This window comes from Rhizobium sp. NPDC090275, from assembly GCF_044772225.1.
Lineage (GTDB): Bacteria > Pseudomonadota > Alphaproteobacteria > Rhizobiales > Rhizobiaceae > Rhizobium.
Genome location: NZ_JBIVYL010000006.1, coordinates 260,907 through 287,043 on the forward strand (window position 1 = coordinate 260,907; position 26,137 = coordinate 287,043).

Here is a 26,137-nt window from a genome sequence, read left to right on the forward strand (position 1 = left end):
ACGTGCGGCCCCGCCAGACGCAGTGTAAGCCCTACTTGGCCTTGGGCATATCGAGTACAGGAACGGTCGATGTCGTGTCCTCGGCCTTTGCGCCGAACCAAGTTTCGTGCAACTTAGCGATGAAGCCCTCGCCCTTTAGCTTGGTGATGACTGCGTTGACCTCTGCAGCCAACGGATCGCCCTTGTTGAACATGATCGAGTATTTTTCGCCTGTCGGAATACGCTCGACGACCTTCAGCTCCGGCTTGTCCTTGGCGTAGTAGAGCAGTGCGGGAATGTCGGAGATATAGCCATCGACCCGTCCTGCAACGAGATCGAGCATGGCGGGCTGCAATCCTTCGAACTTGCGGATTTCGCCAAGCTTGTAATCACCCTTATGGGCTTCCGCCCACATATCACCCGTCGATCCGGTATCTACGCCAACGACCTTGCCACTCATGTCCTTCAGCCCGGTAATGCCGGAAGCTGCTGTCACTGTTAGAGACTGATCGCTGTCATAGTATGGTTGGGCGAAGCTAACCGACGCCAGGCGTTTCTCTGTGATGGTAATCGATGAAATCGCCATATTGATACGGCCGGACTGAACAGCGGAAAAGAGACCGTTGAACGGCGTATTGACGAACTCTACCGACTTGCCCAGGCGCTTTGCGATTTCGTTGACGAGATCGACTTCGAAGCCAACGGTCTTTCCGCTGGCATCTTGAAACTCCCACGGCACGTTACCAATGTTGGCACCAACCGTCAGATCAGCGGCTTGGGCGCTGAACACGCCGAGCGCCGACACCAGCCCGGCTAGAAAAGTAGTTTTTATGCGCGAAACGTGAAGCATTTGAGAACCCCTTGTTTTATGATTCAAGCCAATCTACGTTGGTCTAACTGGTCAGACCAGTATGACCAGACAAGCACGTGCATTAATCCTTTGCAAGATCCCAATTGAAAAATGTATCGAAAGCGGCAGTGCGGGTTTAAGGGAGCTAGGATCGGATGCTGAATAAAACGCTTTTGCCACAATCGGTTGCCCGCGAAATCCAGGCCATGATTCAGTCTGGGGAATTGAAAGCAGGTGAGAAAGTCCCCTCTCAACGTGAGTTCTCCCAAAGATTTGGCATCAGCCGGGCGTCGTTACGCGAGGCACTTTTAACGCTCGAGACATTGGGCTTGCTGAAGACGGAAGCTGGGAGAGGGACATTCGTGGCCGCCGGTGATGGGACGGCCGGCCCAAGTGGCAACATGGCGCCGTGGCGTTATTCCGAAAGCTATTCTGTTTTTGACGTCTTCCAGACCCGGATCCTGCTGGAGGGCGAGATCGCACGCCTCGCGGCTGGGCGATTGTCGCAGGCACAGCTCGATTTGATGGAAAAAGCAACCAAGACCATGGAGGAGTGCTGGGCTAGTCAGGACCTGCTCGCCAATGTCGATGCCGATCTGGAGTTTCACGGTATCATCGTGTCCGCTTGCTCCAACACCATGCTAAAGGCGCTTTATAAGACGGTGCGCGATCAGGTCACGGAAACCCAGCGTCAGCCTATCCCCATCACGGATCCGGAACGAATGCGTCAATCAATCGCGGAACACCGCCGCATTATCACAGCTCTAAAGTCCAATGCCGGAGATATGGCTCGCGTTGAGATGGAAACGCACATTCGAAATACCGCGCGCTGCGCCGGGTTGCAGCCGTAGACAAGTGATCGAGGAAGACGTGAACGTGAAACTGGGCTGACAGAGCAAACTGGGCTTTTCCAGCTCGGTTCGGCTGTATGAAGTTGGCGTCAGCGTCGACGGTCATTTGGTTCCATCTGAAATTCGTTCAGGCAGGCCCAGCCAGCTCGCGCCGAATTCCGCCTCGAATTGGACGATGATGCTATATCGGAGCCGGCAAAAAACGAAAAACCGACCGCTGGTCGTCTTCGACTGACAAGATCGCCAAAAATGGCCTCTCGGGCTCTCGTGCCTTGACCAAAACGGCAGGATGGGGCTCTCACGGGGCTCCTCTGCCAAGCGATTGGCGTTTTCGATCATGGCATCGAAGCCGATGCCTTTCTGATCTTCCAACTATGCAGCGTCAGCTGCGGAAACTTGTCAAAGTTCCGTCGCAAACCTTCTGGCACGCTTCTGGTCGCGAGGAGAGCTTGCGCCCTCAAGAAGCATTTCCAAAGTCACATCGCCAGTACGCAAAAATTCGGCCAAGGGCTGAGGAGAGGCAATCCGTCTTTGGCCTTGGCCGATTTCGTCGTGCGTGTGTCCCGAGACGCTTCACTCCCTGGAGCTAAGCTCTCGCGCTTTCGGCCGCTGGCAACGCTCGATTTCGCGCGGATTGGTCGATCGCCGACGGGATCGCTTTTCGGCAGATGAGTGCCCACCAAAAAAAGTTTCGAGAGCTGAAAAACACGTTGACACACAAACTGATCGAAAATACTGTACCGATCAGTAAACAGTTTACCGAATAGTACAAACTAACGATTTGCAAAGGAAACACAAAATGTCACGTCCTCCTCTCCCGCCGTTCACACGCGAAACCGCAATCGAAAAGGTCCGTCTGGCTGAAGATGGCTGGAACAGTCGCGACCCAGCCAAGGTGGCGCTTGCCTACACTCTCGACACCCGCTGGCGAAACCGCGTCGAATTCGCCACCAACCGCCAGGAAGCCCAGGCGTTTTTGGAGCGCAAATGGAACAAGGAGCATGAGTACCGCCTCATCAAGGAGCTCTGGGCCTTCACCGGCAATCGCATTGCTGTGCGTTACGCCTATGAATATCGTGACGACAGTGGCCATTGGTTCCGTGCCTATGGTAACGAGAACTGGGAATTCGCAGAGGACGGCCTGATGGCGCACCGCCACGCATGCATCAATGAAATGCCAATTGCTGACGATGATCGCCTTTTTCACTGGCCGCTCGGCCGTCGTCCGGACGACCATCCCAGCCTCAGCGATCTTGGTCTCTGATCATGGCCCGCATGGTCGCTGAAAGATCCGATGCCATTGCCTCCCTGGCCGAAGTTTTTCGCGAGCATGGATACGAAGGTGCGAGCCTTGCCCTGATCGGCAAGGCGACAGGTCTTGGCAAGGGCAGCCTGTATCACTTCTTCCCAAATGGGAAGGAGGAGATGGTCCGGGCCGTGCTCGCCGACATCGGACAATGGTTTGAAGATTCCGTCTATTCTCCGCTGAGAGACGAAGAGGATGCCGATGCTGCCATCGCGACGATGCTCAAGGAAACCACGAAATACTTCAGGTCGGGCGGGCGCGTTTGTCTCGTTGGTGCGCTCGCTGTCGCCAACACCCGAGACCTCTTCGCCCAGGCCATCCGAGGTTACTTCGTCGGCTGGGTAGACGCTCTGCAAGCGGCGCTCGTTCGGCAAGGTCGTGACGTCGAGCAGGCGCGCATCCTCGCGGAAGACGCCGTTCTCGCCATCCAGGGCGCGATCGTTTTGTCCAGGGCACTCGACGATCCCGCCGTTTTCCAACGCGCTATCGATCAGCTTCATGGTCGATTGGCGTTTGACGGGACGGCACTCGACAATTCCTCGGGTAAAAGGTCGTTTTGACCCCTCGCCGCTGCCTGGCCTAAGATTTTGCTTGCGGAGACATGCCCCGTGGCCTTCGCGAGCTGGAGAGGCAGCTTATCATCATAACGTCATCCTCTTTGCGATAACCTCGCTGATTTTTCCGAAGCCGATGTCCACGGCAACGTGTTCGCCTCAACGCGCGTCATCGGAAGAGGTTGACACCATGAGGATCTTCTTCGTTAACGTCTGTGACCCATAAAAGCGGTGCGTTTGCGGCTAACGCTCGTTATTCTTCTGATCAAAGGAGATGGCTACGGGATGATCCACTGGAAGCAGGCTGTCGACCGTTTTGCCGATTTCGGGATGACCTTCGGTAGTCGTCGACCCTGAACAATGGGTTCGCGATCGGCAACGTGCATCTTGTCGAAGGTCCAATCGACTATGCCAAGCACACGCGCGTGCTGGTGCGAGATTTAGCGGCGAGGCTGCCGATCGTGCAGGCGGCTCGGTAATTCTACCGATTCCACTCCGTGGCGACGCGAATTCACCTGATCATGGCTTCCAGTAAGCTGAGAATTATCGACAACCGAAAGAAAGTTACCAAAGTGAAGATCCTCCTGATCACCCTGGCCACCAGCGCGCTGGTTGCGACCTCCTCTTATGCTCAAGACACCTTGCAGCAGACAAGCATCGCAACCACCCTCGCGGTTGATATCGCCCAGGCCGCCGTCTCGGCATGCAGCGCTGATGGTTACAACGTCTCGGCAGCCGTAACGGATCGGTCGGGTGTCCTTCTTGCCTTGGTGCGCGCCGACAAAGCAGGCCCGCATACCACCAACGCCTCCACGCAGAAGGCCTTCACGTCGGCGTCGTCGCGTAACCCCACCAGCGCGATCGCCGAGAACGTGTCAAAGAGCCCGGTTGCCGCCGGCATGGTCGATATCCCAGGCTTTCTCGTGTTGGCGGGTGGCGTACCGATCAAGGTCGGTGCGGATACGATCGGCGCGATCGGCGTAGCTGGTGCACCAGGCGGCAATCTGGATGAAGCATGCGCGAACCAGGCGATCGAAAAAGTCGGCGCACGCATCAAATAGGAAAGCGATGTCACGCGGCGTCGATCGAAGCGATCGACGCCCTCGGCTGTGAAAGTCTCAGATATGAACTGGGTTCCTGTAGTCTTTGCAACGTTCAAGCTTACCGCATTGGCTGTCGCGAATGTATTTCGCTGTCAAATGGCATTACGACCGAGGCGAGAAGCGGACGACACGCGCGTTGCTGCAAACGGGCACAAAAGTGGTCGCATTGTTTCTGGTTGCGCTAGCCGGCGTTGGGCTCGTCGCGCTTTTTGCGAGCCGGATGCTTGGACTAGACCTAAACCTGCCTTGATATCGTCGCATTCACTGCGAGGTGCCAAGCAGGGCTTACGCTGACCTGAGGTCGGCGCCGTAACATGGAGTGTCTTTGGTGGCGCACCTCGCAGTGCTTTAGGAGAAGCTCTGGACGAAGCTGCGCACGCGTGATCTCCTGGCCGCTGGATGCCTATCGATCGCATTTTCAAGCAAAAGGACGCACCCGTCGTGGCGAAACAATTCCAGAGCATAGACAATCGTCTCAAGGATTTTATCGACCGGCAGCATATTTTCTTCACCGCCTCGGCAACGGATGGTTCACGGGTGAATGTTTCGCCTCGTGAGGCGGGTTGTCTGCGCGTAATCGATGGGAATACGGTGGTCTACCTGGATAGAACGGGCAGTGGCAACGAGACTGCGGCCCACTTGCGCGCAGATGGCCGGCTAACGATCATGTTTTGTGCGGTTGACGGGCCACCGATGATCTTGCGCCTTTACGGCCGCGGGCGATCCATCCCCCGCGGCAGCCAGGAATATAACAATATCCTGATCTGTCATTACGACGGTGCGGAACCTTCAGGAGCCCGGCAGGTCATTTTGCTGGACATTGACCTCGTGCAGACTTCTTGCTGCTTCGGCGTTCCTCTTTTCCACTACAAGGCCGAGCGGCCGAGCCTCGATCAATGGACCGACGCAAAGGGACCAGATGGTATCGAGATCTATCGGCGGGAAAAAAACGCCTACAGCATGGACGGCCTGCCGACGGGCATGTTCGATGACGCCTAGCCGGGTTGCGAACAAATTTAGTGTTGCAGGCTCACCTTAGTCTCAATGGCAGTTTCGCATGCCTGTCATACGCCATGAGCCAGATGCGGGTCTGCTCCGCGACTGCGGGTGTTCCGAGTTTTGTTGCGATGCTCGCCCGATGACTGTCAACGGTTCGCGCAGACACATTAAGTGCTGAGGCGATCTCCTTGCTTCCAAAGCCCTTTGATACGAGTTCGATCACTTCCCGCTCGCGGGAGGTGAGGTGGTCCAATAGTCTGTTGCTTTCATTGCAGACGAGAAGATCGTCGAGTACTGACGACCGGCATCCTGAGATCGAGAAGTATGATCCCCGGCTGCACGTTTCCCAGATTATTGAGCAGGTGCTCGGCATCACAGAAGGTGGTCACCTCCTTGGCGTAGGTGGCGAGCAGTAGCGTCATTGCTTCTCGCACCGCGAGATTGTCGTCGACAAGGTAGATCACGAGGGTTCTCCCAGTGGCAGGCGGATAATGAAGGTGGCGCCGCAGTCATTAAATGCTTCGAGACTACCATCCATGCGCTCGATCAGCCGCGACGACAAAGGCAGCCCAAGGCCCATGCCCTCAGCTTTTGTGGTGAAGAACGGTTCAAAGATCCGATGAAGTGAAGCGGTTTCTATGCGTGGCCCATTGTCTGCCACTACGATGGCAACCCCGCTTTCTTCGCGCCGAGCCCTTAGTGTAATGAGAGGTGACGGGCATTCGGCGAGCGCATTTGCGGCATTACGCACGAGATTATGAATGACCTGCTGAAATGAAACCACGTCGATCGGCACAATGGGCAGACCCGAGGGAACCTCGACATTCAAGGCGATTGACCGCGCCTTGATATCCGCCTGGATCAGGCCGATGGCGGCCCTAACTGCCTCATCAAGAGGGACCAATTTGATATCGGCCGGCGCACCTGAGATATAGGCCCTCATGCGTCCCAGGATATCACCCGCACGCTTTGCTTCGCGAATATTTGCGTCGAGTGCCTTTGCGAGGATGTCCTGGCGGCCGATTGCCAGCGCGCGCTTTGCGGCCTGGCTCTGGCTGAGCACTGCGGTCACCGGTTGAGCCAGTTCGTGGGCAATTCCGGAGGCCATCTCACCGAGAGCGTTGACCCGGCCAGCATGCGCGAGCATCGCTTCCTGCTTCAGCATCGCTGCCTTCGTCTCATGGCGCCGCCGTTCGGCCCGGGTTTGCCTATGGGACATGGCCAACCAGATGACCGCGGCCCAGCCGACAATCAGCGGTACGGCCAACCGAAGCGGGACGAGTTCATCGATGCCGAGATTCCGGCTGATTTCCAGCTCGAGGGGCTGAGTATGGCTCATCATCGCGATGCTTGTCGTAGCCGAAAGGAGCGTTTTGTCGCCGGGGCCATGTTTCGCGAGTGTCTCGCCATTCAGTGTCAGCTTGGTGGAGTAGTTAAGGGGCGCTATATCGCGGCCCAGCAACGCATTGACGTCGATACGCATACGCAAGAGGCGGCCGGGCTAGACAAGCTTGAAGATATGGTAGGCCTGCCCGCCGGGCAGGGCGCGGCTCACGATATCGCCAACATTGGAGAGCTGTGGTAATTCGCTGAGCGAGCGGCCATCTTCCTCTGTGGCTCCAAGCGGCTGGCCATACAAGAATGCCCGCGGGGCAGCGGTATCGAGCCGGAATGTGGTGATTTGGACAATACGGGGGATACCGGACCAGAATGTTTTCCGAGAGGCCTTGAATGATCGGCGACGGCTCAACTGGTGACATGCGAACGATCGCGCCGAGTGCGCTTAGATGGGCATCGTGTTGCGCCAGTTTTTCAGCAAGGAGCGTTTCGGTGTTACCTGATCTTTCAACAAGCTCCTGCTGACCCGCTCTATAGTTGGCAACGGCGAGGACCAGAACAGACAGCGCACTGACTGCGACCCATGCAAGTGCGGTTTTTGCGGGAACTCGGCGCTCGTATAGAAATCGTCGCATGACACAGGATGCTGCTAAGCATCCACTCCGTGTGTGAGTGGTGATGGTCAAATCAATACCCATCGGGCGCAAAGCGGCAATCGGTAATCCTACCGGGACAGGATCGCAATGCCGGCTTTCACGTGATCAATTGTTGGTGTGGAGGAGGCTCTCGAACAGGAACCAGATACGTTTCTCGGTCTCGTCGCTCCAGCTTCAAGCAGGCTGACGATCGCGCCATCGTTAGATTTCTCAGAGGATGGACGAAGTTGGCATCATGAGCAGCGATGCATTGCTTGCAAGAGATATCCGGATCGCAGGGCGTCGCCGCCGATCCGCTTGGCAAGCGGATCTTTCATCGCCAACAACTCGTAGCCATGCTCGTCGAGCAGCAGATGGTAATCGCGGGAATGCGACGCGGACATGCCACAGTAAATTCTTGGTCTTGAGTTAGAGCCGAAATACATCTGCCAGTAGTGCGGCGGCGCCGGCGCGCCGATCGGGCGTGCGGCGGCACGCAACTTGCCAAATGCTGGTCGCCAAGGAGGGGCGCTGACGCCCCTCTGTTTTTCGATCGGCCCAAAGCGCCGCGGCGAGGATCGCCCACACCGGATAGGCGTCAGCCCTTGATGAAGGCTAGCAGGTCGGCGTTCAGCACTTCGGCATTGACGGTGAGCATGCCGTGCGAGAAGCCCGGATAGGTCTTGATCTGGCCGTTCTTCAGCAGCTTGATCGATTTCCTGGCGGCATCCGCGATCGGGACGATCTGGTCATCTTCACCATGCAGGACGAGCGTCGGCACGGTGAGAGCCTTCAGATCCTCAGTCTGGTCAGTTTCCGAGAAGGCCTTGATGCCATCATAGTGCGCCTTGGCGCCGCCCATCATGCCCTGGCGCCACCAATTCTGGATCACGCCCTCCTGCACCTTGGCGCCATCCCGGTTGAAGCCATAGGAAGGGCCGGCCGGGACATCGCGAAAGAACTGTGCGCGGTTGGCGGCAAGTGCCGAACGGAAGCCGTCGAACACTTCGATTGGCAGGCCCTCAGGGTTGTTTTCGGTCTTCAGCATCAGCGGCGGAACGGCCGACACCAGAACCGCCTTGGCGACGCGCCCGGCCGGTTGGCCGAACTTGGCAACGTAGCGAGCAACTTCACCGCCACCGGTGGAATGGCCGATATGCACGGCGTTCTTCAGATCCAGCGCTTCGACGACGGCAAAAGCGTCAGCGGCATAGTGGTCCATATCGTGACCATCGGCGACCTGCGCGGAACGGCCGTGGCCACGGCGATCATGGGCAACGACGCGATAACCCTTCGAGAGAAAGAACAGCATCTGCGCGTCCCAGTCGTCCGACGACAGCGGCCAGCCGTGGTGGAAGACGATCGGCTGAGCGTCCTTCGGACCCCAGTCCTTGTAAAAGATTTCGGTGCCGTCCTTAGTTGTTACGAAGCCCATGTCGATATCTCCTCGTGAAAAGTTGCCGGTTGAAGAATTCTGTGAGAACGCGAGCCCCGGGATGGTCACGCTGGCAAGTGCGATGCTGCCGAGCAGTACGCTGCGTCTCGACACGAAGAAGCGATTTGTCTCGGATGTCATTGCATTCTCCTGTCGCGCTATGTGTGCGCATTCCTTATTTGACAAGCAGAAGATATCGCCATCTTATGTCGAACGCGCGTGGCGCAAATGACTTTATCCGAGGCAAAAGTGCCAAATCGAAACGACGTTGATTTCATAGAGGTTGGTTTGCTGATCTATCCGGATTGCCAGTTGGCTGCCGTCTACGGATTGACCGATCTGTTTTGCATCGCCAGCGACTGGTCGACGCATCTGCAGGCCCCGACAAGGCTCCGCAGCATCCGCGTCAGTTATTGGAAGATGGAGAATGTGGATATATCCTGTACATGGGATTCACATCCTGAAATCCCCCACTCGCTGACCTACGCTATCGCGCCACCGAGCATCATCATGCCGGAGAAAATGCAGACCATGAGCCCCGCGTCGCAATGGCTTGCGTTTCAGCATGCGCGTGGCGTGACCGTCTGCTCAATTTGCGCCGGAGCCTTTGTCCTTGCAGAGACAGGGCTCATTGACGGGCGGCGCGCCACAACGCACTGGGCCTTTGCCGAAAGGCTTGCCGAACGGTTTCCCAATATCGACGTTTCGCCCGACAACATGATTATCGACGATGGGGACGTGATCACCGCCGGCGGTATTCTCGCCTGGGCCGATCTCGGTCTTCTGCTTGTCGAGAAACTGCTTGGGCAGGCCGTGATGCTGGAGACGGCACGTTTTCTTGTCGTAGACCCGCCGCGTCGCAGCCAGAGCCAGTACAAGGCTTTTCTTCCGCGCTTCGATCACGGCGACAAGGAGGTCCTGCAGGTCCAGCATCAGTTTCATGCGAAGCCGGAGTTGCAGAAATCGATCGGCGAACTGGCAGACAGCGTGCGTCTTTCAGAACGGACGCTGCAGCGCCGCTTTATTCGCGCGACACGGCTTAAGCTGACCGAATATCTACAGAACGTGCGCATCATGAAGGCGCGACAGTTGCTTGAGACGACGAATGCTTCTGTCGAGAGCATTGCCTGGGCAGTAGGCTATTCGGATCCTGCAGCATTTCGCAAGGTATTCGGCCGGCTTACGGGCGCGAAACCGAATGTCTATCGCGGTGATGCGCGGACTTGATCGCCGGGGATATGCGGGTCTTGATCTCGCCGACCGGGACGATAAGCTTAAATAAAATGTCCTGCAGCGGATTGCGATATCCTCACGCCACGAAGAAGCCGGACCGGGGTCAGTGAAACGGTAGGAAGTCACAAGACCTACCTGTCAAGCAATTGCCTGTAGAGACGGGGCGGGAGAGGGGGCATTGGCGCGCTGCTTGGAAATAATCGCCTTTACCGTGGCGCGCCACCAGGCGATCCGAGCTGTCTGCACATGAGCTCGGATCAGAACTCGCGCCTGTGGAAAGTCACGTCGGTGCTCGCGGTTGCGGCCATGCTAGCTGCGATGCGTACCCTTGCGACCGGCAAGCCGCAGCCCGAGCGCTCTATTCGCACTCCCGCCCATAAGCGTTGTCAAAACGGCTTGGTCGGAAGATACTTGCCGTCGAGCGTGATGACTGCTCGGGAGCCACCTTCTGGATCGTCGACCTTCTCGATGCTCAGCTTGAAATTGATGGCGCTGATGATGCCGTCGCCGAACTTTTCGTGGACCAGAGCCTTCAGTGTGGTCCCATAGACCTGCACGATTTCGTAGAAGCGGTAGATGGTCGGGTCACTCGGCACACCTTCTCCGATGCTGCCGCGGACCGGAACGGTCTGAAGCAGGGCAACAGCGTCGTTATCGAGATCGAGCGTCTTGCCCACTGTCTTGGCTGCATTCGCCGGCAGCGGATGCTGGCCGAGAAGGGCAGCAGTGACGAACGCCTCCGACAGGCCCGTGCCCTCAGTAATCTTTGCGAAGCTCAAGTCCTTCTTGAGTTTCGATGCGAGGATGGCGTTGGTCAGGTCCTGGCGAGTGGTCTTTGTGGCTTGGGACTGCAACATTGCTATTGTCTCCATATTGGGAATGTGGCTGTTAATGTGGTCGGGCTCAAGCGACGCGCCTGGCCTGATATCTAATGGCCTGGACGTCAGGATTGTCGGCGAGGGAAACGAAGGCGCTCCTGCTGCCATCGAAAGCTTCGATAAGGCCGCTCGCAATATCGTAAATCCAGCCATGGAGGGTGATGCGCCCTTCTTCGAGAGCGAGCCGCACCGACGGGTGGGTCTGGATATTGGCGAGCTGGGCGACAACGTTTTCACGCACCATCGATGCAACCTTGGCGCTTTCATTCTTGTGCTCGCGGGCCTCGTTCACGACGCGGGCAGAGTCTGCGTAACGCAGCCAGCCGCTCACGGCTGGCATGTGATCAAGGCACCTGCAGGTTGCGATGGCGGTCATCGCGCCGCAGTCGGAATGGCCGCAGATGACGATGTCCGAAACCTGCAAGGCCGCGACAGCATATTCCACCGAGGCAGAGACGCCGCCCGGCTCCGGGCCGTAGGACGGGACGATGTTGCCGGCGTTGCGGATGACGAAGAGGTCGCCCGGTTCGCGTTGGGTAACCAGTTCAGGCACCAGGCGGCTGTCCGAGCAGGAAATGAAGAGAGCCCGCGGGTTCTGCTGATTTGCCAAGTCCTTGAAGAGCTTAACCCGCTCAGGAAAGGCTTCCTTCTGGAACTTCAGAAAGCCGTCGATAATGTCTTTCATCGCTGCAACCTCCATTTCGCGATCTGTTGAAATGAAAGCTACGGGCCGCATGGAATAATGTAAAAGTCTCGTTTATTATGCGATGGATTAGATAATCTTATAGGTTTGAATATGCTTTCTCGACAGGTTCGCTATTTCCTTGCAGTGGCGGAGCACCAAAGCTTCACGCGGGCCGCGGAGGCCCTGCATGTCTCGCAGCCGGCGCTTTCGCAGCAGGTCAGGCTGATGGAGGAAAGCCTTGGCGTGCAGTTGTTCGACAGATCAGGGCGCACGACACGATTGACGGATTCCGGGGAGGTGTATCTCCAATATGTGCGCCGTGCTTCGCAGGAGTTCCGGGAAGCCAAGCGCGCCCTCCACGATGTGAACGACCTCAGCCGTGGAGCGCTGCGGGTGGCAGTGACGCCAACGTTCACGACCTATCTGGTCGGCCCCCTCGTCGAGGCGTTCCACAGTCGCTACCCGAATATCTCCCTCAACCTGCGGGAGATTTCGCAAGAGCACATGGAGGATCTGCTTCTGTCTGACGAGATCGATGTCGGGATTGCGTTTTCCGGCACGTCGACAGCAGACCTCGATCTTGAGCCCCTGCTGGTGGAAACACTGGCCCTGGTGGTCAGAACCGGACATCCCTTGGCGGGTGAAGCATCAGTCGGACTTGAGGCCCTGAGTGCGGCGTCCTTGGTGCTGCTCAGCGCAGAGTTCGCCACGCGCGAGCAGATCGATCGTTTCTGCCGTCAGCACAACATTCAACCGCAGGTCCGGATAGAGGCCAACTCCATCAGCGCAGTGATCGAGATTGTCCGCAGGACGTCTCTCTCGACACTCCTGCCCGCAACGATCGCCTTCGCCCATCAGGACCTGAAAGCAATTGCCCTCGATCCGGTGCGCCTGCAGCGCACCGCCGTGTTGATGCAGCGCCGGGACGCCTACCAAAGCGCTGCGGCCAAGACATTTGTTGCCCTGGCAAGGGAGGTCGCGGCCGGGTTGGAAGGGTTTCAGGCTGCGTGACGCCACCGCGCCGGTGATCAGCCGCAGAAGGCGACGTCCACACTCACTTTGCGGATCATCTGCGCCACTTGCGGTAACGCCCGCACCACCGCGCCCTTGTTGGTCCCGATGAACACGTCCTGCATGGGGAGGCGGGAGTGGGTCCTCAGCAAATGTACCGTTCCCGCTTTCAGCTGGGTATGAAGCAATCTGCCTGGCAGGATACTGATGCCCGTGCCTGCCTCAACCAGGTTGAGGATGGCGCCAAGGCTGTTGCAGACGTTGAGGCGAAGGCCAAGCTCGCGGTTGCCGCTCAGGGCATTGGTCGTCAAAGTGTGGAGATTGGATGGGGCGGGGGTTGAGAATATTCTCTGTCGGAGAAGCATCGCTTCCGAGACGAATTCGCGCGGCATCTCAAGTTTGGGGCTCGCAAACCACTCCACCGTCTGACGGCCGAGCAGTTCCAGCGCAACATTGTCGTGCTCCGGTGGTGTCGACAGGACGGCGATGTCGAGGAGCCCCTCAGAAAGTTGTCGGGCGAGGTTATGGCTCGTGTCGACGGTGGCTGCAACGCGGGTGTCGGCAAAGCGACCGTCGAGTTCGTCCAGCAATGCGGGAAGGCATACGACTGCGAAACTGTCCATTACACCCACTCTGAGCGTCGGCAGGCGGGTATTGCGCGTTTTGATGTTGGATTCGATGTCCCGGGCAATGCCGATCATAGCCTCGGCATAGTGCTTGAGAGCCTCCCCCTCGCTGGTCAGCTGCAGCTGGCGTTTCTGCCTGATGAACAGCTGTACGCCGAGTTGCTCCTCCAATTCCTTGATCCGATAGGACACGGTCGGCTGGGTGATGCTCAGCTTCTCCGCTGCCGCATTGAAGCTGCGCAGTTGCGAGGCCCAATAGAATGCCTCGACCGCCGAAAAGCTGAGAGCCATGTCAACCTATAGAAAAATTCGATCGATACCTGGCAATATCCTAATTGGATTTTGAATTCAATCACTCCTAAGCTCACTCAATAAGCAGTTCAGCTAGGTGGTCAAAAAATGTACAAAACCATTTCCCGCGCGCATATCCTCGAAGATCTGCCAGAGATTGCGGATATCGAGTCAGCCGAATTGCGAGAGAAGGTTATCGACGCCTGGGTGTTCGCTCTCGAACGCTCGTCCTTCGATCGCGTCACCGACATTCAGGGCGAGGGCAGCCCGAACATCTTTTCGCTGAAGCGGGGCACTCAGGATGCGCATCTGCGTGGCGTCACCCGTCTGGCTCTGTCGATCTATGAAGAATTCAAGGCGACTTATCCCGAGGCCAAGGTCGATCGCGACATCATTCTGGCCGGCGGTCTTTGCCATGACATTGGCAAGACCTGGGAATTCGATCCGGTCAAGCTGAAGCGCTCGGCCGAGCGCGGCGATCGCTACGGCGACCCGACCTACCGTCATTCCGCCTATGGCGCACATGTCTGCCTGTCCGTCGGCCTTCCCGACGAAATCGGCCATATCTGCATGGGCCACGCAATGGAATTCGGTCAGATCGGCCATAGCACGGAATGCTTCATCATCCGACAGGCCGATCACACTTGGTGGCTGGTCGCGGCAGCGCTCGATCTTTGCCATCCCGATACGATCGCGCAAGCGGGCAAGAATATCCGCGTGCGACCGCTCGGGACCGAGTGACGACTGTAACTGTAAGGCGCGAAAGCCGAGGTTAGCATGGATTACACCTTCCAATTCGGCCCACTGGTAAACTACCTACCGCAGTTCATCAGCGGCTTTTGGCTAACGATGCTGCTGGCGTTCGTGGGAATTTTCGGGGGCATTGCCCTGGGCGTCGGCTGTGCCGTTGCCTCCACCTTACCGGGCTTTTTGCCGCGTTTTCTCGTCCGGTGCTACGTGGAGGCGATGCGCAACACGCCGCTTCTGGTGCAGATCTTTGTGATCTTCTTCGGACTTCCGAATCTCGGCGTGCGGATGTCGCCATTGACGTCGGTCTTCATCGCGCTGGTTCTCAACAATGGCGGCTATATCGCGGAGATCGTCCGCGGCGGCATCCAGTCGACGCATCGCAGCCAGGTTGAGGCGGCCGAGAGCCTCGGGATGACCTATTTCCAGACGCTTCGCTTCGTCATCCTGCCGCCGGCGCTCGAGAAGGTGTTCACGCCCGTCGTGTCGCAATGCGTGCTGCTCATGCTGTCTACCAGTCTCGTGTCGGCGATCGGCGTCGAAGATCTGACAGGGGCTGCGATGATCGCCAGTTCGGAAACCTTCCGCACGATGGAGGTCTATCTCGTGATTGCCGCGGTTTACGTCCTGATGAATTTCGTCTTCCGCGCCATCCTGAACCTTGCCGGGTTGCTGATCTTCCGCCGCTCGCGCCGCAATCTTTTCCGGGGGATCTGACATGCGTACTTTTGGCTCGCCGGAATTCCTCTTCATCTTTTACGCGCTGCGCTGGACATTGACGCTGACTGTCATCGCTTTCGTGGGCGGGGGTCTGGTCGGCATCGCGCTCGCCGTGATGCGCATCTCGTCTTCAAAGGCTCTGCGCGTCGCGACCTCCGCCTATATGCAGTTCGTCCAGGGTCTGCCGCTGCTTATCCTGATGTTCATCTGTTACTACGCCCCATCACTGTTCGGCTTCGAAGTCAGCGCGATTGCAGCTGCCGCCGTGGCACTGACCATCAATTCCAGCGCGTTTCTCGGCGCCATATGGGAAAGCGCGCTTCGGGCCATTCCGAAGGCGCAGTGGGAAAGTGCGGACGCCTTGGCACTGCACCCCTACAAGGTCCTTCGCTATGTGATTGCACCGCAGGCCATCCGGCTGGCAATGCCCTCGACCGTCGGCTTTCTCGTGCAGATTATCAAACAAACCTCGATCGCCTCCATCATCGGCTTCGTCGAGATTACCCGTGCCGGCCAGCTCGTCAGCAATGCGACATTCGAGCCACTGAAATCCTTCCTGGCCGTAGCCGCCTTTTATTTCGCTGTGTGTTTCCCGCTCACCCAGCTCAGCCTCTGGCTCGAGAGCCGCGCCGCAAAGCGGGGAGCCCGCGCCTGAACCACCTCATCATCAACGACACGAAGAAGGTCGCTGATCATAACCGGAACCCAAAACTGAGAGGATACAACATGCGCCTGAAATCCCTATTCATGCCCCTGATCGGTCTCGCCATCGCTCTGGGCGCCACTGCGGCCTCCGCCGCCTCTCTCGACGAAATCATCGCCCGCAAGAAGGTCATGATCGGCGTTGATCTCTCGGTCCCGCCCTTCGGCATCACGAACGCCGAAATGCAGCCTGATGGTCTCGACGTCGATGTCGCCAAGCTGCTCGCCAAGGATCTGGGCGTCCAGCTGGAGCTCGTGCCGGTCACCGGCCAGAGCCGCATTCCGTCGCTGCAGACAGGCAAGGTTGACTTCGTCGTCGCAAGCTTCGGCATCTACACCGAGCGCGCGCTGTCGGTCGCCTTTTCCAACCCCTATGGTGGCCACAAGTCGGTGATCATCGCGCCGAAAGGCACCGAGATTAAGAGCCTCGCAGACCTGAAGGGCAAGAAGGTCGGTGTGCCACGCGGAACTGCGCATGAGAAAGTGCTGTCGGCTGCCAATATTCCTGGAATGGAGCTGATCCGCTTCGACGATGACAGCACGACGCTGAACGCGCTCGTCGCCGGTCAGGTGGATGCGATCGGGACCGTAAACTATATCGGCGCGCAGCTGCAGGAGCGCTATCCCGACAAGTTCGAGGAAAAGACGACCTATCTGCAGAGCTTTTATGGTGTGGGCCTGCGTCGGGGCGATCCGGACCTCCTGCACTGGCTGAACACGGTTCTCTTCGTTCACAAGCAGAGCGGCGAGCTCGGCCAGATCTACGAAAAGTGGATGAAGACGCCGATGCCTGAACTGCCGTCCTTCTGACCCCAATGGCCGCAGAGGGCAGCCTATGCCGCTGCCCTCGCATTTCCATCGAGAGGTAAACATGTCTATCGTAGTCGCAAATAATATCCGCAAGAGCTTTGGGCCGCTCGAAGTGCTCAAGGGCGTTTCCCTGAATGTCGAGGCCGGCGAGGTTATCGCGTTGATCGGGCGGAGCGGCTCCGGCAAGAGCACGTTCCTGCGTTGTCTCAACGGGCTGGAGACGGTTGATAGCGGCCTCATCCAGATCGCAGGCCATGCCATGTCACGCAAGCCGGCGGCCCTGCGGGAACTCCGGCGCGACGTCGGCATCGTTTTCCAAAGCTACAATCTCTTCCCGCATCTGACGGCAGGCGAAAACATCATGCTTGCCCCCGTTCAGGTGAAAGGCGAGACCAAGGTCGCCGCGCGGGACGAAGCGCAGCGCTGCCTGTCCATGGTTGGGCTCGGCGATCGCTTCGATGCCTATCCGGACATGCTTTCGGGCGGCCAGCAGCAGCGCGTGGCAATCGCTCGCTCGCTTGCCATGCGCCCCAAGGTCTTGTTGTTCGACGAGGTGACCTCGGCTCTTGATCCGGAACTCACCGGCGAAGTGCTCGCCGTCATAGAGGATCTAGCGCGCCAGGGCATGACCATGCTGCTCGTGACCCACGAAATGGGCTTCGCGCGCCGCGTCGCCAACCGCACGATCTTCATGAAGGACGGCATCATCCACGAGGAAGGGCCCTCCGCCGAATTTTTCACAAATCCCAGAACGCCCGAGCTGCAAGCCTTCCTCAGATCAGAGATCGGCTGACCGCCACAGAACGCATTTTGGCTATCACATGGAGCCCCCGGTCGGGAGGAGAGGAACAGCTGTGTCTAAAAAACGGAAAATCGCACTGATCGGTTGTGGCGTCATGGGTCACGCAATTGGCACACGGCTCCTGAAAAGCGGTCATACCGTCATCGCCTTTGACGTCGATCCGTCCAAGGTAGCGCAGATGACGGCCCAAGGCGCGGAGGCAGCCGCGTCCGCATCGGAGGCGGCGTCGCGTTCAAACGCCGTGGTTCTCAGCCTCAATTCCGCAGCGATCGTTCGCGACGCTGTGTTCGGGGCTACCGGCGTCGTCAAAGGTGCTGCAGCCGGAACGGTGATGATCGACATGTCATCGATCGACCCAATCCTGACCAGGCAATTCAGCGCGGATGCCGCAGCGGCGGGCCTGAAGTGGCTGGATTGCCCGCTCTCCGGCGGGGCGCCAAAGGCTTACGAAGGCAAGTTGACGGTGATGGCCGGTGGCAATCCCTCCGATTTCGCCGAGGCGAAGCCGATCCTCGACGACCTTTGCCAGAACCTGACCCTGATGGGCCCAAGCGGCGCTGGCCAGACGACCAAGCTGATCAATCAGGTCCTGTGTGCGCTCAATTTCGTCGCCGTGGCCGAAGCCACCAAACTGGCGATCGACTCCGGTGTCGATGCGCAGCGGATCCCCGCGGCGCTGAGCGGTGGCCGTGCCGACAGCGCCATCCTGCAGGAGTTCATGGGCAAAATGGCGCGCAACGATTACTCGCCCACCGGCCGCATCGACAACATGGTCAAGGACCTTTCCGCCGTGCAGTCGCTGGCCGTCCACACAGGCACCGCGATGCCCATGACGTCGCTTTGCATGGAGATCCATCGGCTGATGGTGTCCGCAGGGCTTGGCGCGGCCGACAATGCCGCGCTGATGAAGTTTTACGATGGCCCGAAGGCCTAAAGGAGGAATGATATGCTGATCCGCTACGCCGAATTCGTCGGAACGATCAAAGCCGGCAAACAGGAAGAGTTCTACGATTTCGTAGAGACCACGCTGACACCACTATGGACAAAATTTGACGGTGCAGTGAGCGTTTCCGTCTGCCGCGAGCTCGAACGCGACGAGGGCGCGCCCTCCATGCCCCTGCTTCTGGCCATCACCTATCCGGACCAGGCCGCGCTTGAGCGCGCCATGGCGTGCGATGCACGCTTCCAGTCGCGCGAACAGACGCAGCATCTCCTGACCATGTTCGAAGGCAAGGTTTATCACCGCGTTACCAGCGCCGCGATCCACGATCTCGTGGCACAGGCGTGAGTGCAATGACGTTCCCGCTTTTCGACCTTACAGGTCTGCGAGCGCTCGTCACGGGTTCCTCGCAGGGGATCGGGCTCGCGCTTGCGCGCGGGCTCGCCGAGCACGGTGCTGAGGTCGTGCTCAACGGCCGCGATCGCAGCAAGCTGGACGCCGCGATGCGCGAGCTGGCGGATGCCGGCGCCCGGGTTTCGGCCAGTGACTTCGATGTGACGGATGCCGACGCGGTCAAGCGCGGCGTCGATGCGATCGAAAGCGATGTTGGTCCAATCGATATCCTGGTCAACAATGCCGGGATGCAGTTTCGCAGTCCACTGGAAGAGTTCCCGGCGGATCGTTGGGAGCGGTTGCTGAAGACCAATATCTCCAGCGCCTTCTATGTCGGGCAGGCGGTCGCCAAACACATGATAGGCCGCGGCCGCGGAAAAGTCGTGAACATCGCATCGGTGCAGAGCGAACTCGCGCGTCCCGGGATTGCGCCCTATACGGCGACGAAGGGTGCGGTGAAAAATCTGACCCGTGGCATGGCGACGGATTGGGCGAAATACGGGCTGCAGATCAACGCGCTGGCGCCCGGCTATTTCAGGACGCCGCTCAATCAGGCGCTGGTCGATAATCCGGAATTTACCGCATGGCTGGAAAAACGCACGCCCGCCGGTCGCTGGGGCAATGTCGAGGAACTGGTCGGCGCAGCCGTCTTCCTGTCGTCCCGAGCCTCATCTTTTGTGAATGGACACACGCTTTATGTCGACGGCGGTATCACAATCAGCCTTTGATCCGGTGGCATTGGTCGGGCCTGTTGTGGTCATGGGCGTCTCGGGCTGCGGTAAAACCTCGGTGGGGGACGGCCTTGCCCGCCGCATCGGCGCCGATTTCATCGAAGGTGACAGCCTTCATCCCGCGGCGAATGTCGAAAAGATGCGGGCGGGCTCACCACTCGATGATGCCGACCGCTGGCCCTGGCTCGATGCGCTCGGTCGGGCGCTGGGTGGTGACGGCAATGTCGTCGTCTCCTGTTCTGCGCTGAAGCGGACATATCGCGATCGGCTTCGGGTGCTGGCCGGCAGGCCTGTGGTCTTCATCTATCTGCATGGCGACCGCGACGTCCTGGCCGCACGGATGGCCGCGCGCAGTCACGACTACATGCCGTTGTCGCTCCTCGACAGCCAACTCGCGACGCTTGAACCTCCTCACGCAGAGGACCGGGTCGTTGCGATCGAGATCAATCAACCGCTGGAGGCGATCGTCTGCTCGGCGCTCGAATATCTGGCGTCGCCAAACGGTCCTTGAGACCGGATACAAAACAAATGGAGGAAACCATGAGCAAGCCGAACATCCTGATGATCGGACCCTATCCGGAATGGGATATGGTCGAGTTGGAAGCGCAGTTTGAAGTACACAAGCTTTATGAAGCCCCCGACCGCGAGGCGTTTCTCGCGCAGCGTGGCGCCGATATCAGCGGCATCGCCACGCGCGGCGAACTGGGCGCCTCGGCCGATCTCATCGGCCAGTTGCCGAAGCTGGAAATAATCTCGGTCTATGGTGTCGGTTACGATGCGGTCAATCTGGATGCGGCTCGCGCCCGGGGCATCCGCGTCACCAACACGCCAGATGTCCTGACCAACGACGTTGCTGATCTCGGCGTCGCCATGATGCTGGTCCAGTCGCGCGGCATGATCGGCGCCGAAACCTGGGTCAAGGATGGGAGCTGGACGGCGAAGGGCCTCTATCCTTTAAAACGTCGCGTCTGGGGCCGCAAAGCCGGCGTGCTCGGCCTCGGCCGTATCGGCTTCGAGGTCGCCAAGCGCCTCAAAGGCTTCGACATGGATATCGCCTATAGCGATGTCTCGGCGAAAGATTTTGCCAAGGATATGACCTTCATCGCCGACCCCATCGAATTGGCAAGGCATTCCGACTTCCTCTTCGTGACACTCGCCGCATCGGCCGTGACCCGCCACATCGTCTCCAAACCGGTGATCGAGGCGCTCGGCCGCGAGGGCATGCTGATCAATATCTCGCGCGCCTCCAATATCGACGAGGAGGCCTTGCTGGAGGCGCTGGAAAGCGGCAAGCTCGGCTCGGCAGCGCTCGATGTCTTCGAGGGTGAGCCAAAGCTAAACTCGCGTTTCCTGGCGCTGGACAATGTTCTTCTGCAGCCGCATCACGCGTCAGGTACAATCGAGACACGAAAGGCGATGGGTAAGCTGGTGCGCGACAACCTCGCCGCTCATTTTGCGGGTGTCGCCCTTCCGACCCCGGTATTGTAAGGAAATCGCCATGAAAGCCGTCGTCATCCATGCCGCCAAGGACCTGCGCATCGAGGATCGCGAGGTCGAAGCGCTTCGGCCGGGACAGGTCGAGGTTGCGATCGAAGCCGGTGGTATCTGCGGTTCCGACCTGCACTATTATCAACACGGCGGCTTCGGAGCGATCCGTTTGCGCGAACCGATGATCCTTGGCCATGAAGTGGCGGGCAAGATCAATGCGTTAGGCGGGGGGGTGTCGGCCCTCGCTATCGGTGACCGGGTCGCAGTCTCGCCCTCCCGCCCCTGCCATGCCTGCGAATACTGCCTCACTGGCCAACAGCACCATTGCCTGAACATGCGCTTTTACGGCTCTGCCATGCCCATGCCCCATGTTCAGGGTGCATTCCGGCAGAGGCTGGTGGCCGAGGCCGATCAGTGTCATAAGATCGCCGAAGGGGTATCGATCAACGAGGCGGCTATGGCCGAGCCCTTCGCGGTCGCGCTGCATGGCGTCAACCGCGCCGGTGCGCTGACCGGCAAGCGGGTTCTGGTGACTGGTTGCGGCCCGATCGGGGCGCTCGCCATTATCGCCGCTCGGGCCCATGGCGCTCGCGAAATCGTTGCCACGGATGTAATGGACACGGTTCTCAATAAGGCTCTGGAGATCGGCGCCGACCGGGTCATCAATGTTGCCGATAACCCGGAGCAGTTGTCGGCTTATTCGGTAAGCAAGGGTTATTTCGACGTGCAATTCGAGGCTTCAGGCAATGAGCGCGCTGTGCGATCCGGTCTCGAAGTGCTTCGCCCGCGCTCGACCCTTGTGCAACTCGGCCTTGGCGGCGATGTATCCATTCCCCAGAACACGATCGTGTCCAAGGAAATCGAGATGAAGGGCACTTTCCGCTTTCATGAAGAATTCGGCTTGGCCGTTGCACTGATCAACAAGCGGCGCGTTGACCTGAAGCCGTTGATGACGGGGACCTTTCCAATGGAGGAGGCAATCACCGCATTCGAAACTGCCGGCGACAGGAGCAGATCGATGAAGGTTCAACTGTCGTTTTGACCGCGGTAGCAGGTTAAAGATCGCGCAGACATCGGGATGCGAAGGCGCTGCAATTTGGAAACAGGAAACCTAGACGGCAGCAAACCGAACATAGCCGGCGCTACGGCTTAAGCCGCCAAGTCTTCTTAGGCTGGTCGCTTCGTTGCTTCTAGCCGCCTAGCCATCAATTGTTCTTGATTGAGATAATGGCGCATCGCCGAGGAGCTGGAGAGAAAGCAAAGCTATTCTTTGCCATCGAGCCGGCACATGCCGGGCCGCCGAGGCGCAGCGTTGGCTTCTGGGATTGAAAATCATAGGATAAACGGTATCGGTCATTGGTTCCGAGCGAGAGCCCACATCAAGAGGCTCTTCGAGATGACGCGCCTTGGCCTACCGTGTTCAGCCGGTGCTGGCCCGGCCACAGTAGCGATGCCACTCAATTTCGGTTTCGCGGGCAACGCAGCGAGCAACAACAACCCATTTGAAGCGTACGATCGTCAGCACCATCAACCACTTTCTCTAGCCCCTTACTGAGGATCTAGGGACTGGAACTTATGGGCGTGTGAAGCATTCTGACGCAATGAAACTCAATATAGCAATCATGACGATGTTAGCCGCTGGCTTGACTGCGTGCAGCCCGGCAGGTCCCTCAGGCAATCTATCCGTACCTCAGCCTAAAAAACCGATCGAACTAAACCGGTACTTAGGCCACTGGTTCGAGTCGGCGCGCTACGAGAACCAGTTTGAGCGCGGTTGCGAGGCGGTTACTGCCGACTACACACTTCGCACAGATGGCATGGTCCGCGTGCTGAACACCTGCCGCGAAGGCGGCATAAACGGCAAGCGAACAGAAGCCGAAGGCAAAGCAAAAATTGTTCCGGACAGCCGCAACGCCAAGCTCAAAGTCTCGTTCTTCGGCCCGTTTTACGCAGATTACTGGATACTCGATCGTGCACCTGATTATTCATGGTCGATTGTTGGGGAAGCCTCGGGTCGATATTTGTGGATCCTGACACGGTCGCCTAAAGCCTCAGAAAAGACTCGTAAGATGCTCGTCGAGAAGGCACGGGCTCTCGGTTACGACATTGCTATGCTGCGCTGGACGCAGCACTAGACGCTCATGACACACACCCGCTTTCTAGGACGACGATCGGTGTCCTGACTGGGTGGATTCGGCGTCGCGACAGCATATAACTCGCAAAATGGGTCCAGGGCGAACTCGATAGCAAATGAACGACATCTCTTGATTTACCTGACTTCGCCCGCTCGAATGGCAGTCCCTTAGTTAAGGGCTTGCGACCGCGCCGACGGATGTCGCAGCATTTGCGGCTGGCGAATGATGAGACGGGCTTGAGTTCGTCATTGATCCGCCTGAATAGGCGTTAGGCAAGGCGGCAACCATCTTAGCGGATTTCGTCGCATCTAGAAACTTTGCCAACATTCTGCGTCGATCTGCCGTGCAGCGGGCTTGTCCTTTCAGCGGGGGAATATAGCCCCACCATTTGCGATCTTGGCTGAGAGAGGGCTAAGCTGGAAGTGTAACACCCCTGTCGACGTGGCGGTCGCCTCGTACGGTCAACGTGTTCCTATCGGCGCAATAAGCACCGACGAGACCTATGCTTCGCTCGACATCGATTGTAGGTGCTATTAGCGCGGACGAGGGCGTTGATACGGAAGAACCTCGGCTTTCTGGAGGTTGAGACGCGCGAAGTTGACGAATTCCCTTCGTGCGCAGGCCGTCCAGCGCTGTCGTTGCAACTGTCCTGGGTCTGGCGCAATCCATTGGCAAGCCTTCAATCGCCATCGTTTCTTCAACGAGGAATGTCGGTCTAATCTCGACCAGCTACCGTTCAATTGCCCGTAAGGTTCGCTGCGCCACGTCGGTACGACCTCGTGCCGGTGGGATTTGATTAACCGTACTGATTTCCGTGATTGTAAGGAGACGTTTGTTAGAAATCGATTATCAAGCGATGGGCGAATATATGAATATTACAAGAGCAGGCCGCAGCATCCGGGGTTTTATGTCGGTGCAGAGCGAAAATCCCGAACTTCTCAAGGCGCAGTACCGAGCATTCACCCGTCAAATGCCCATGATGTATTTCATCTTGCTTTCGAGCACTTGGGCGCTTGCCATAACCCACTTTGGAGTTGCGCCATCATGGCTGACGACCGGCGGGCCGTTATTGCTTACATGCGGCTGCCTGCTGAGGGTGGTGTTCTGGCTCCGGACCAGACATTTTGAGCCATCTCCTGACCTTGCGTACGCCGCGCTCAAGCGAGCCAACAGGCTGGCAGGTTTTATCGCGATTTCGTTTACGCTATGGTCGTTCGCGCTTGTTCCCTACGGCGATGCTTACCTGCGCTCGCATGTGGCCTTCTATATGGCAATCACTGTCATCTCTTGCATTTTCTGTCTGATGTATGTGCGCTCGGCGGCATTTATCGTGGCGCTTATCGTCAATGGCGCGTTTGTTGCCTTCTTCATCTCCACCGCTCAGCCGACATTTGTCGCGATAGCGGTCAATTTGCTGCTGGTCTGTGCGGGAATGATGTCCATTCTCCTCACCAACTACCAAAACTTCGAGAGCATGGTTGTATCGAGGCAACGGAGCGACGCGCTGAGCACCGAGAACTTCAAGCTCGCCAATCTCGACAGCCTTACGGGATTGGCGAACCGTCGCGCTTTCTTTGCAGCACTGGAAGTCGAGCTCGAAAAGGCGCGGCTGAGCGGGAATCGATTGGCTCTTGGGGTGATGGACCTCGACGGCTTCAAACCCGTCAACGATCTTTATGGCCACTCTGTCGGCGACCGCCTTCTTGTCGAGGTCGCGATTCGTCTGTCGGACGTTTTGAAGGCAAGCACACCTTTCAGGCTCGGTGGGGACGAGTTCGCGATAATTGCTCCCCTTCCACCCGAAAGTGATCAACTCGTTATCAACGCGAATGCTATAACTGCGAGGCTAAGAGAGCCGTACCATATGCCGGAAGGCACGGTACACGTCTCGGCCTCCATGGGTATTGCAGTGTTTCCCGACCTGGCGTTGAGCCGCGAACAGCTTTTTGACCGGGCAGACTATGCGCTTTACCACGCCAAGAAAAAGCAGCGAGGTCGCGCTGTTCTCTTCAATTCCGATCTCGAGAAGCAGATCAACACTGATGCCAAGATCGAAAGCGTTCTCAAGCAGGCAAATTTGGACAAAGAGCTTTCTTTGGTGTTTCAGCCGATCGTTGACATCCGAAATCAGGTCACCCTTGGGTTCGAAGCTCTCGCAAGATGGGATAGCCCAACATTGGGAAAGGTGTCTCCCGCATACTTCATTCCCATTGCCGAACGCGCCGGCATTGTAAGCTCTCTGACCAGGCCTCTTTTTAAGAAGGCGCTCGCCGCAGCTAACCGCTGGGATCCAAGCTTGCGTTTGTCGTTCAACCTTTCTGCGCACGACCTTAATTCGGAAAGTGGGGTCCTGTCACTCATTGGCATCATCGAGAGCAGCGGCTTTGATCCAAGACGCCTTGATCTTGAGATTACCGAGACCGCGTTCACCCACGACTTCGAGCAGGTTTCGCAATCCGTCGCGATGCTGCGCTGTCTCGGCTGTGGTATATCGCTCGACGATTTCGGAACCGGCTATTCGAGCCTTACTCGACTGCACGCGCTGCCTCTGACGAAATTCAAGATTGACCGGAGTTTCGTAACAAACCTGCACCAAAGTCCCTCAAGCTACAAAATTGTCAAATCGCTCCTGACCCTTAGTGCGGATATGGGGCTGGACTGCGTCATCGAAGGTGTTGAGACTGAGGAGGAGCTCGCGGCTATCATAGCTTTAGGCGGCATCAGTGTTCAAGGCTATCTGTTTTCGCCTCCGCTACCGGAAGATCAGGTCATGGAATTCGCTACTTTGAATGGTCATGAATATCGCACAAGAGCAGGGTGACGGCCAACGAGGTGAAATGCTCTTCTTCGCAGAGGAGGCTCGTCTTACTCTCACGGACGGGCCATATCCAAATT

At 58.0% G+C, this 26,137-nt stretch carries 29 protein-coding genes and 1 pseudogene; 21 read left to right on the forward strand and 9 right to left on the reverse strand.

Annotated elements, in window-relative coordinates:
* Window positions 1-31: 31 nt before the first annotated feature.
* The gene (locus ACIQUB_RS17435) at window positions 32-829 is read right to left on the reverse strand and encodes an ABC transporter substrate-binding protein (protein ID WP_402930965.1); all 798 of its coding nucleotides are present in this window, start codon (window positions 827-829) and stop codon (window positions 32-34) included.
* Window positions 830-984: 155 nt separating this feature from the next.
* Here ACIQUB_RS17435 and ACIQUB_RS17440 point away from each other — a divergent pair, with 155 nt between their 5' ends.
* The 6 genes and pseudogenes from ACIQUB_RS17440 to ACIQUB_RS17465 all read left to right on the forward strand — a co-directional run bounded on the left by ACIQUB_RS17440 (window position 985) and on the right by ACIQUB_RS17465 (window position 5,642).
* Window positions 985-1,680 (forward strand): FadR/GntR family transcriptional regulator, encoded by a 696-nt coding sequence (locus ACIQUB_RS17440; RefSeq protein WP_402930967.1) that lies wholly within the window; start codon window positions 985-987, stop codon window positions 1,678-1,680.
* Window positions 1,681-2,479: 799 nt separating this feature from the next.
* A complete protein-coding gene (locus tag ACIQUB_RS17445) occupies window positions 2,480-2,944 on the forward strand; it encodes a DUF1348 family protein (protein ID WP_402930969.1) in 465 nt (154 codons plus the stop codon).
* A gap of 2 nt (window positions 2,945-2,946) precedes the next feature.
* Window positions 2,947-3,546 (forward strand): TetR/AcrR family transcriptional regulator, encoded by a 600-nt coding sequence (locus tag ACIQUB_RS17450; protein ID WP_402930971.1) that lies wholly within the window; start codon window positions 2,947-2,949, stop codon window positions 3,544-3,546.
* A gap of 222 nt (window positions 3,547-3,768) precedes the next feature.
* Window positions 3,769-4,019 (forward strand): annotated as a pseudogene (locus ACIQUB_RS17455) (acetolactate synthase large subunit); the annotation flags it as partial.
* An 18-nt stretch (window positions 4,020-4,037) separates the two neighbouring features.
* Window positions 4,038-4,601 (forward strand): heme-binding protein, encoded by a 564-nt coding sequence (locus ACIQUB_RS17460; RefSeq protein ID WP_402930973.1) that lies wholly within the window; start codon window positions 4,038-4,040, stop codon window positions 4,599-4,601.
* A gap of 441 nt (window positions 4,602-5,042) precedes the next feature.
* Entirely contained in the window at window positions 5,043-5,642 is a 600-nt protein-coding gene (locus tag ACIQUB_RS17465; protein ID WP_402930975.1) for a pyridoxamine 5'-phosphate oxidase family protein, read from the forward strand.
* 31 nt (window positions 5,643-5,673) lie between these two features.
* Here ACIQUB_RS17465 and ACIQUB_RS17470 read toward each other — a convergent pair whose 3' ends face one another.
* The 5 genes from ACIQUB_RS17470 to ACIQUB_RS17490 form a co-directional block, all read right to left on the reverse strand.
* A complete protein-coding gene (locus tag ACIQUB_RS17470) occupies window positions 5,674-5,895 on the reverse strand; it encodes a LuxR C-terminal-related transcriptional regulator (RefSeq protein ID WP_402930977.1) in 222 nt (73 codons plus the stop codon).
* 13 nt (window positions 5,896-5,908) lie between these two features.
* Entirely contained in the window at window positions 5,909-6,106 is a 198-nt protein-coding gene (locus ACIQUB_RS17475; protein WP_402930979.1) for a response regulator, read from the reverse strand.
* Window positions 6,103-7,125 (reverse strand): sensor histidine kinase, encoded by a 1,023-nt coding sequence (locus ACIQUB_RS17480; protein ID WP_402930980.1) that lies wholly within the window; start codon window positions 7,123-7,125, stop codon window positions 6,103-6,105. Before ACIQUB_RS17480 ends, ACIQUB_RS17475 begins: the two co-directional genes overlap by 4 nt.
* Window positions 7,126-7,869: 744 nt before the next feature.
* Window positions 7,870-8,115 carry a hypothetical protein gene (locus ACIQUB_RS17485; RefSeq protein ID WP_402930982.1) on the reverse strand — a complete coding sequence of 82 codons (246 nt, stop codon included), beginning with the start codon at window positions 8,113-8,115 and terminating at the stop codon, window positions 7,870-7,872.
* Window positions 8,116-8,213: 98 nt separating this feature from the next.
* The gene (locus tag ACIQUB_RS17490; protein WP_402931201.1) at window positions 8,214-9,050 is read right to left on the reverse strand and encodes an alpha/beta fold hydrolase; all 837 of its coding nucleotides are present in this window, start codon (window positions 9,048-9,050) and stop codon (window positions 8,214-8,216) included.
* A gap of 288 nt (window positions 9,051-9,338) precedes the next feature.
* On the opposite strand from ACIQUB_RS17490, the gene ACIQUB_RS17495 reads away from it, so the two are divergent.
* Window positions 9,339-10,277: a GlxA family transcriptional regulator gene (locus tag ACIQUB_RS17495; protein ID WP_402930983.1), complete on the forward strand. Its 939-nt coding sequence runs from the start codon at window positions 9,339-9,341 to the stop codon at window positions 10,275-10,277.
* 392 nt (window positions 10,278-10,669) lie between these two features.
* Here ACIQUB_RS17495 and cynS read toward each other — a convergent pair whose 3' ends face one another.
* Both cynS and ACIQUB_RS17505 read right to left on the reverse strand, forming a co-directional pair.
* Window positions 10,670-11,140, reverse strand: coding sequence for a cyanase (gene cynS, locus ACIQUB_RS17500; RefSeq protein ID WP_018901720.1), 471 nt, complete (start codon window positions 11,138-11,140; stop codon window positions 10,670-10,672).
* A 46-nt stretch (window positions 11,141-11,186) separates the two neighbouring features.
* The gene (locus ACIQUB_RS17505) at window positions 11,187-11,846 is read right to left on the reverse strand and encodes a carbonic anhydrase (protein ID WP_402930986.1); all 660 of its coding nucleotides are present in this window, start codon (window positions 11,844-11,846) and stop codon (window positions 11,187-11,189) included.
* Window positions 11,847-11,957: 111 nt separating this feature from the next.
* Here ACIQUB_RS17505 and cynR point away from each other — a divergent pair, with 111 nt between their 5' ends.
* Window positions 11,958-12,857 (forward strand): transcriptional regulator CynR, encoded by a 900-nt coding sequence (gene cynR, locus ACIQUB_RS17510; protein WP_402930988.1) that lies wholly within the window; start codon window positions 11,958-11,960, stop codon window positions 12,855-12,857.
* 17 nt (window positions 12,858-12,874) lie between these two features.
* Here cynR and ACIQUB_RS17515 read toward each other — a convergent pair whose 3' ends face one another.
* On the reverse strand, window positions 12,875-13,774 hold the full coding sequence (locus tag ACIQUB_RS17515; protein WP_402930990.1) for a LysR family transcriptional regulator: 900 nt from the start codon (window positions 13,772-13,774) through the stop codon (window positions 12,875-12,877).
* A gap of 108 nt (window positions 13,775-13,882) precedes the next feature.
* Between ACIQUB_RS17515 and ACIQUB_RS17520 the strand changes: the two genes are divergently transcribed.
* The 13 genes from ACIQUB_RS17520 (at window position 13,883) to ACIQUB_RS17580 (ending at window position 26,063) form a co-directional block, all read left to right on the forward strand.
* A complete protein-coding gene (locus ACIQUB_RS17520) occupies window positions 13,883-14,515 on the forward strand; it encodes an HD domain-containing protein (protein ID WP_052821381.1) in 633 nt (210 codons plus the stop codon).
* Window positions 14,516-14,551: 36 nt separating this feature from the next.
* On the forward strand, window positions 14,552-15,238 hold the full coding sequence (locus ACIQUB_RS17525; RefSeq protein WP_289718631.1) for an amino acid ABC transporter permease: 687 nt from the start codon (window positions 14,552-14,554) through the stop codon (window positions 15,236-15,238).
* Window position 15,239: 1 nt separating this feature from the next.
* Entirely contained in the window at window positions 15,240-15,896 is a 657-nt protein-coding gene (locus ACIQUB_RS17530) for an amino acid ABC transporter permease (protein ID WP_018901714.1), read from the forward strand.
* Window positions 15,897-15,967: 71 nt separating this feature from the next.
* Entirely contained in the window at window positions 15,968-16,753 is a 786-nt protein-coding gene (locus tag ACIQUB_RS17535) for a transporter substrate-binding domain-containing protein (RefSeq protein WP_018901713.1), read from the forward strand.
* 61 nt (window positions 16,754-16,814) lie between these two features.
* Entirely contained in the window at window positions 16,815-17,546 is a 732-nt protein-coding gene (locus ACIQUB_RS17540; protein WP_402930994.1) for an amino acid ABC transporter ATP-binding protein, read from the forward strand.
* 61 nt (window positions 17,547-17,607) lie between these two features.
* Window positions 17,608-18,489 (forward strand): NAD(P)-dependent oxidoreductase, encoded by an 882-nt coding sequence (locus ACIQUB_RS17545; protein ID WP_402930996.1) that lies wholly within the window; start codon window positions 17,608-17,610, stop codon window positions 18,487-18,489.
* A 12-nt stretch (window positions 18,490-18,501) separates the two neighbouring features.
* Entirely contained in the window at window positions 18,502-18,843 is a 342-nt protein-coding gene (locus ACIQUB_RS17550) for a hypothetical protein (RefSeq protein ID WP_220331162.1), read from the forward strand.
* 5 nt (window positions 18,844-18,848) lie between these two features.
* Window positions 18,849-19,616 (forward strand): SDR family oxidoreductase, encoded by a 768-nt coding sequence (locus tag ACIQUB_RS17555; protein WP_402930999.1) that lies wholly within the window; start codon window positions 18,849-18,851, stop codon window positions 19,614-19,616.
* The gene (locus ACIQUB_RS17560; RefSeq protein WP_155947868.1) at window positions 19,585-20,130 is read left to right on the forward strand and encodes a gluconokinase; all 546 of its coding nucleotides are present in this window, start codon (window positions 19,585-19,587) and stop codon (window positions 20,128-20,130) included. Before ACIQUB_RS17555 ends, ACIQUB_RS17560 begins: the two co-directional genes overlap by 32 nt.
* 29 nt (window positions 20,131-20,159) lie before the next feature.
* The gene (locus tag ACIQUB_RS17565) at window positions 20,160-21,107 is read left to right on the forward strand and encodes a 2-hydroxyacid dehydrogenase (RefSeq protein WP_026283587.1); all 948 of its coding nucleotides are present in this window, start codon (window positions 20,160-20,162) and stop codon (window positions 21,105-21,107) included.
* A gap of 10 nt (window positions 21,108-21,117) precedes the next feature.
* Window positions 21,118-22,149, forward strand: a complete 1,032-nt coding sequence (locus tag ACIQUB_RS17570; RefSeq protein WP_402931002.1) for an L-idonate 5-dehydrogenase — start codon at window positions 21,118-21,120, stop codon at window positions 22,147-22,149.
* A gap of 559 nt (window positions 22,150-22,708) precedes the next feature.
* Complete coding sequence (locus ACIQUB_RS17575) at window positions 22,709-23,242, forward strand: lipocalin family protein (RefSeq protein ID WP_402931004.1); 534 nt, start codon at window positions 22,709-22,711, stop codon at window positions 23,240-23,242.
* Between the two features lie 868 nt (window positions 23,243-24,110).
* A complete protein-coding gene (locus tag ACIQUB_RS17580) occupies window positions 24,111-26,063 on the forward strand; it encodes a putative bifunctional diguanylate cyclase/phosphodiesterase (protein WP_402931203.1) in 1,953 nt (650 codons plus the stop codon).
* Window positions 26,064-26,137: the final 74 nt, after the last annotated feature.

Bases quoted from the DNA above. Each gene is read 5' to 3' on its own strand.
- ACIQUB_RS17435 (WP_402930965.1), bottom strand. From the start codon at position 829: ATGCTTCACGTTTCGCGCATAAAAACTACTTTTCTAGCCGGGCTGGTG.
- ACIQUB_RS17440 (WP_402930967.1), top strand. From the start codon at position 985: ATGCTGAATAAAACGCTTTTGCCACAATCGGTTGCCCGCGAAATCCAG.
- ACIQUB_RS17445 (WP_402930969.1), top strand. From the start codon at position 2,480: ATGTCACGTCCTCCTCTCCCGCCGTTCACACGCGAAACCGCAATCGAA.
- ACIQUB_RS17450 (WP_402930971.1), top strand. From the start codon at position 2,947: ATGGCCCGCATGGTCGCTGAAAGATCCGATGCCATTGCCTCCCTGGCC.
- ACIQUB_RS17465 (WP_402930975.1), top strand. From the start codon at position 5,043: ATGCCTATCGATCGCATTTTCAAGCAAAAGGACGCACCCGTCGTGGCG.
- ACIQUB_RS17480 (WP_402930980.1), bottom strand. From the start codon at position 7,125: ATGCGTATCGACGTCAATGCGTTGCTGGGCCGCGATATAGCGCCCCTT.
- ACIQUB_RS17490 (WP_402931201.1), bottom strand. From the start codon at position 9,050: ATGGGCTTCGTAACAACTAAGGACGGCACCGAAATCTTTTACAAGGAC.
- cynS (WP_018901720.1), bottom strand. From the start codon at position 11,140: ATGTTGCAGTCCCAAGCCACAAAGACCACTCGCCAGGACCTGACCAAC.
- ACIQUB_RS17505 (WP_402930986.1), bottom strand. From the start codon at position 11,846: ATGAAAGACATTATCGACGGCTTTCTGAAGTTCCAGAAGGAAGCCTTT.
- cynR (WP_402930988.1), top strand. From the start codon at position 11,958: ATGCTTTCTCGACAGGTTCGCTATTTCCTTGCAGTGGCGGAGCACCAA.
- ACIQUB_RS17515 (WP_402930990.1), bottom strand. From the start codon at position 13,774: ATGGCTCTCAGCTTTTCGGCGGTCGAGGCATTCTATTGGGCCTCGCAA.
- ACIQUB_RS17520 (WP_052821381.1), top strand. From the start codon at position 13,883: ATGTACAAAACCATTTCCCGCGCGCATATCCTCGAAGATCTGCCAGAG.
- ACIQUB_RS17525 (WP_289718631.1), top strand. From the start codon at position 14,552: ATGGATTACACCTTCCAATTCGGCCCACTGGTAAACTACCTACCGCAG.
- ACIQUB_RS17530 (WP_018901714.1), top strand. From the start codon at position 15,240: ATGCGTACTTTTGGCTCGCCGGAATTCCTCTTCATCTTTTACGCGCTG.
- ACIQUB_RS17535 (WP_018901713.1), top strand. From the start codon at position 15,968: ATGCGCCTGAAATCCCTATTCATGCCCCTGATCGGTCTCGCCATCGCT.
- ACIQUB_RS17540 (WP_402930994.1), top strand. From the start codon at position 16,815: ATGTCTATCGTAGTCGCAAATAATATCCGCAAGAGCTTTGGGCCGCTC.
- ACIQUB_RS17550 (WP_220331162.1), top strand. From the start codon at position 18,502: ATGCTGATCCGCTACGCCGAATTCGTCGGAACGATCAAAGCCGGCAAA.
- ACIQUB_RS17555 (WP_402930999.1), top strand. From the start codon at position 18,849: ATGACGTTCCCGCTTTTCGACCTTACAGGTCTGCGAGCGCTCGTCACG.
- ACIQUB_RS17560 (WP_155947868.1), top strand. From the start codon at position 19,585: ATGTCGACGGCGGTATCACAATCAGCCTTTGATCCGGTGGCATTGGTC.
- ACIQUB_RS17565 (WP_026283587.1), top strand. From the start codon at position 20,160: ATGAGCAAGCCGAACATCCTGATGATCGGACCCTATCCGGAATGGGAT.
- ACIQUB_RS17570 (WP_402931002.1), top strand. From the start codon at position 21,118: ATGAAAGCCGTCGTCATCCATGCCGCCAAGGACCTGCGCATCGAGGAT.
- ACIQUB_RS17575 (WP_402931004.1), top strand. From the start codon at position 22,709: ATGAAACTCAATATAGCAATCATGACGATGTTAGCCGCTGGCTTGACT.
- ACIQUB_RS17580 (WP_402931203.1), top strand. From the start codon at position 24,111: ATGAATATTACAAGAGCAGGCCGCAGCATCCGGGGTTTTATGTCGGTG.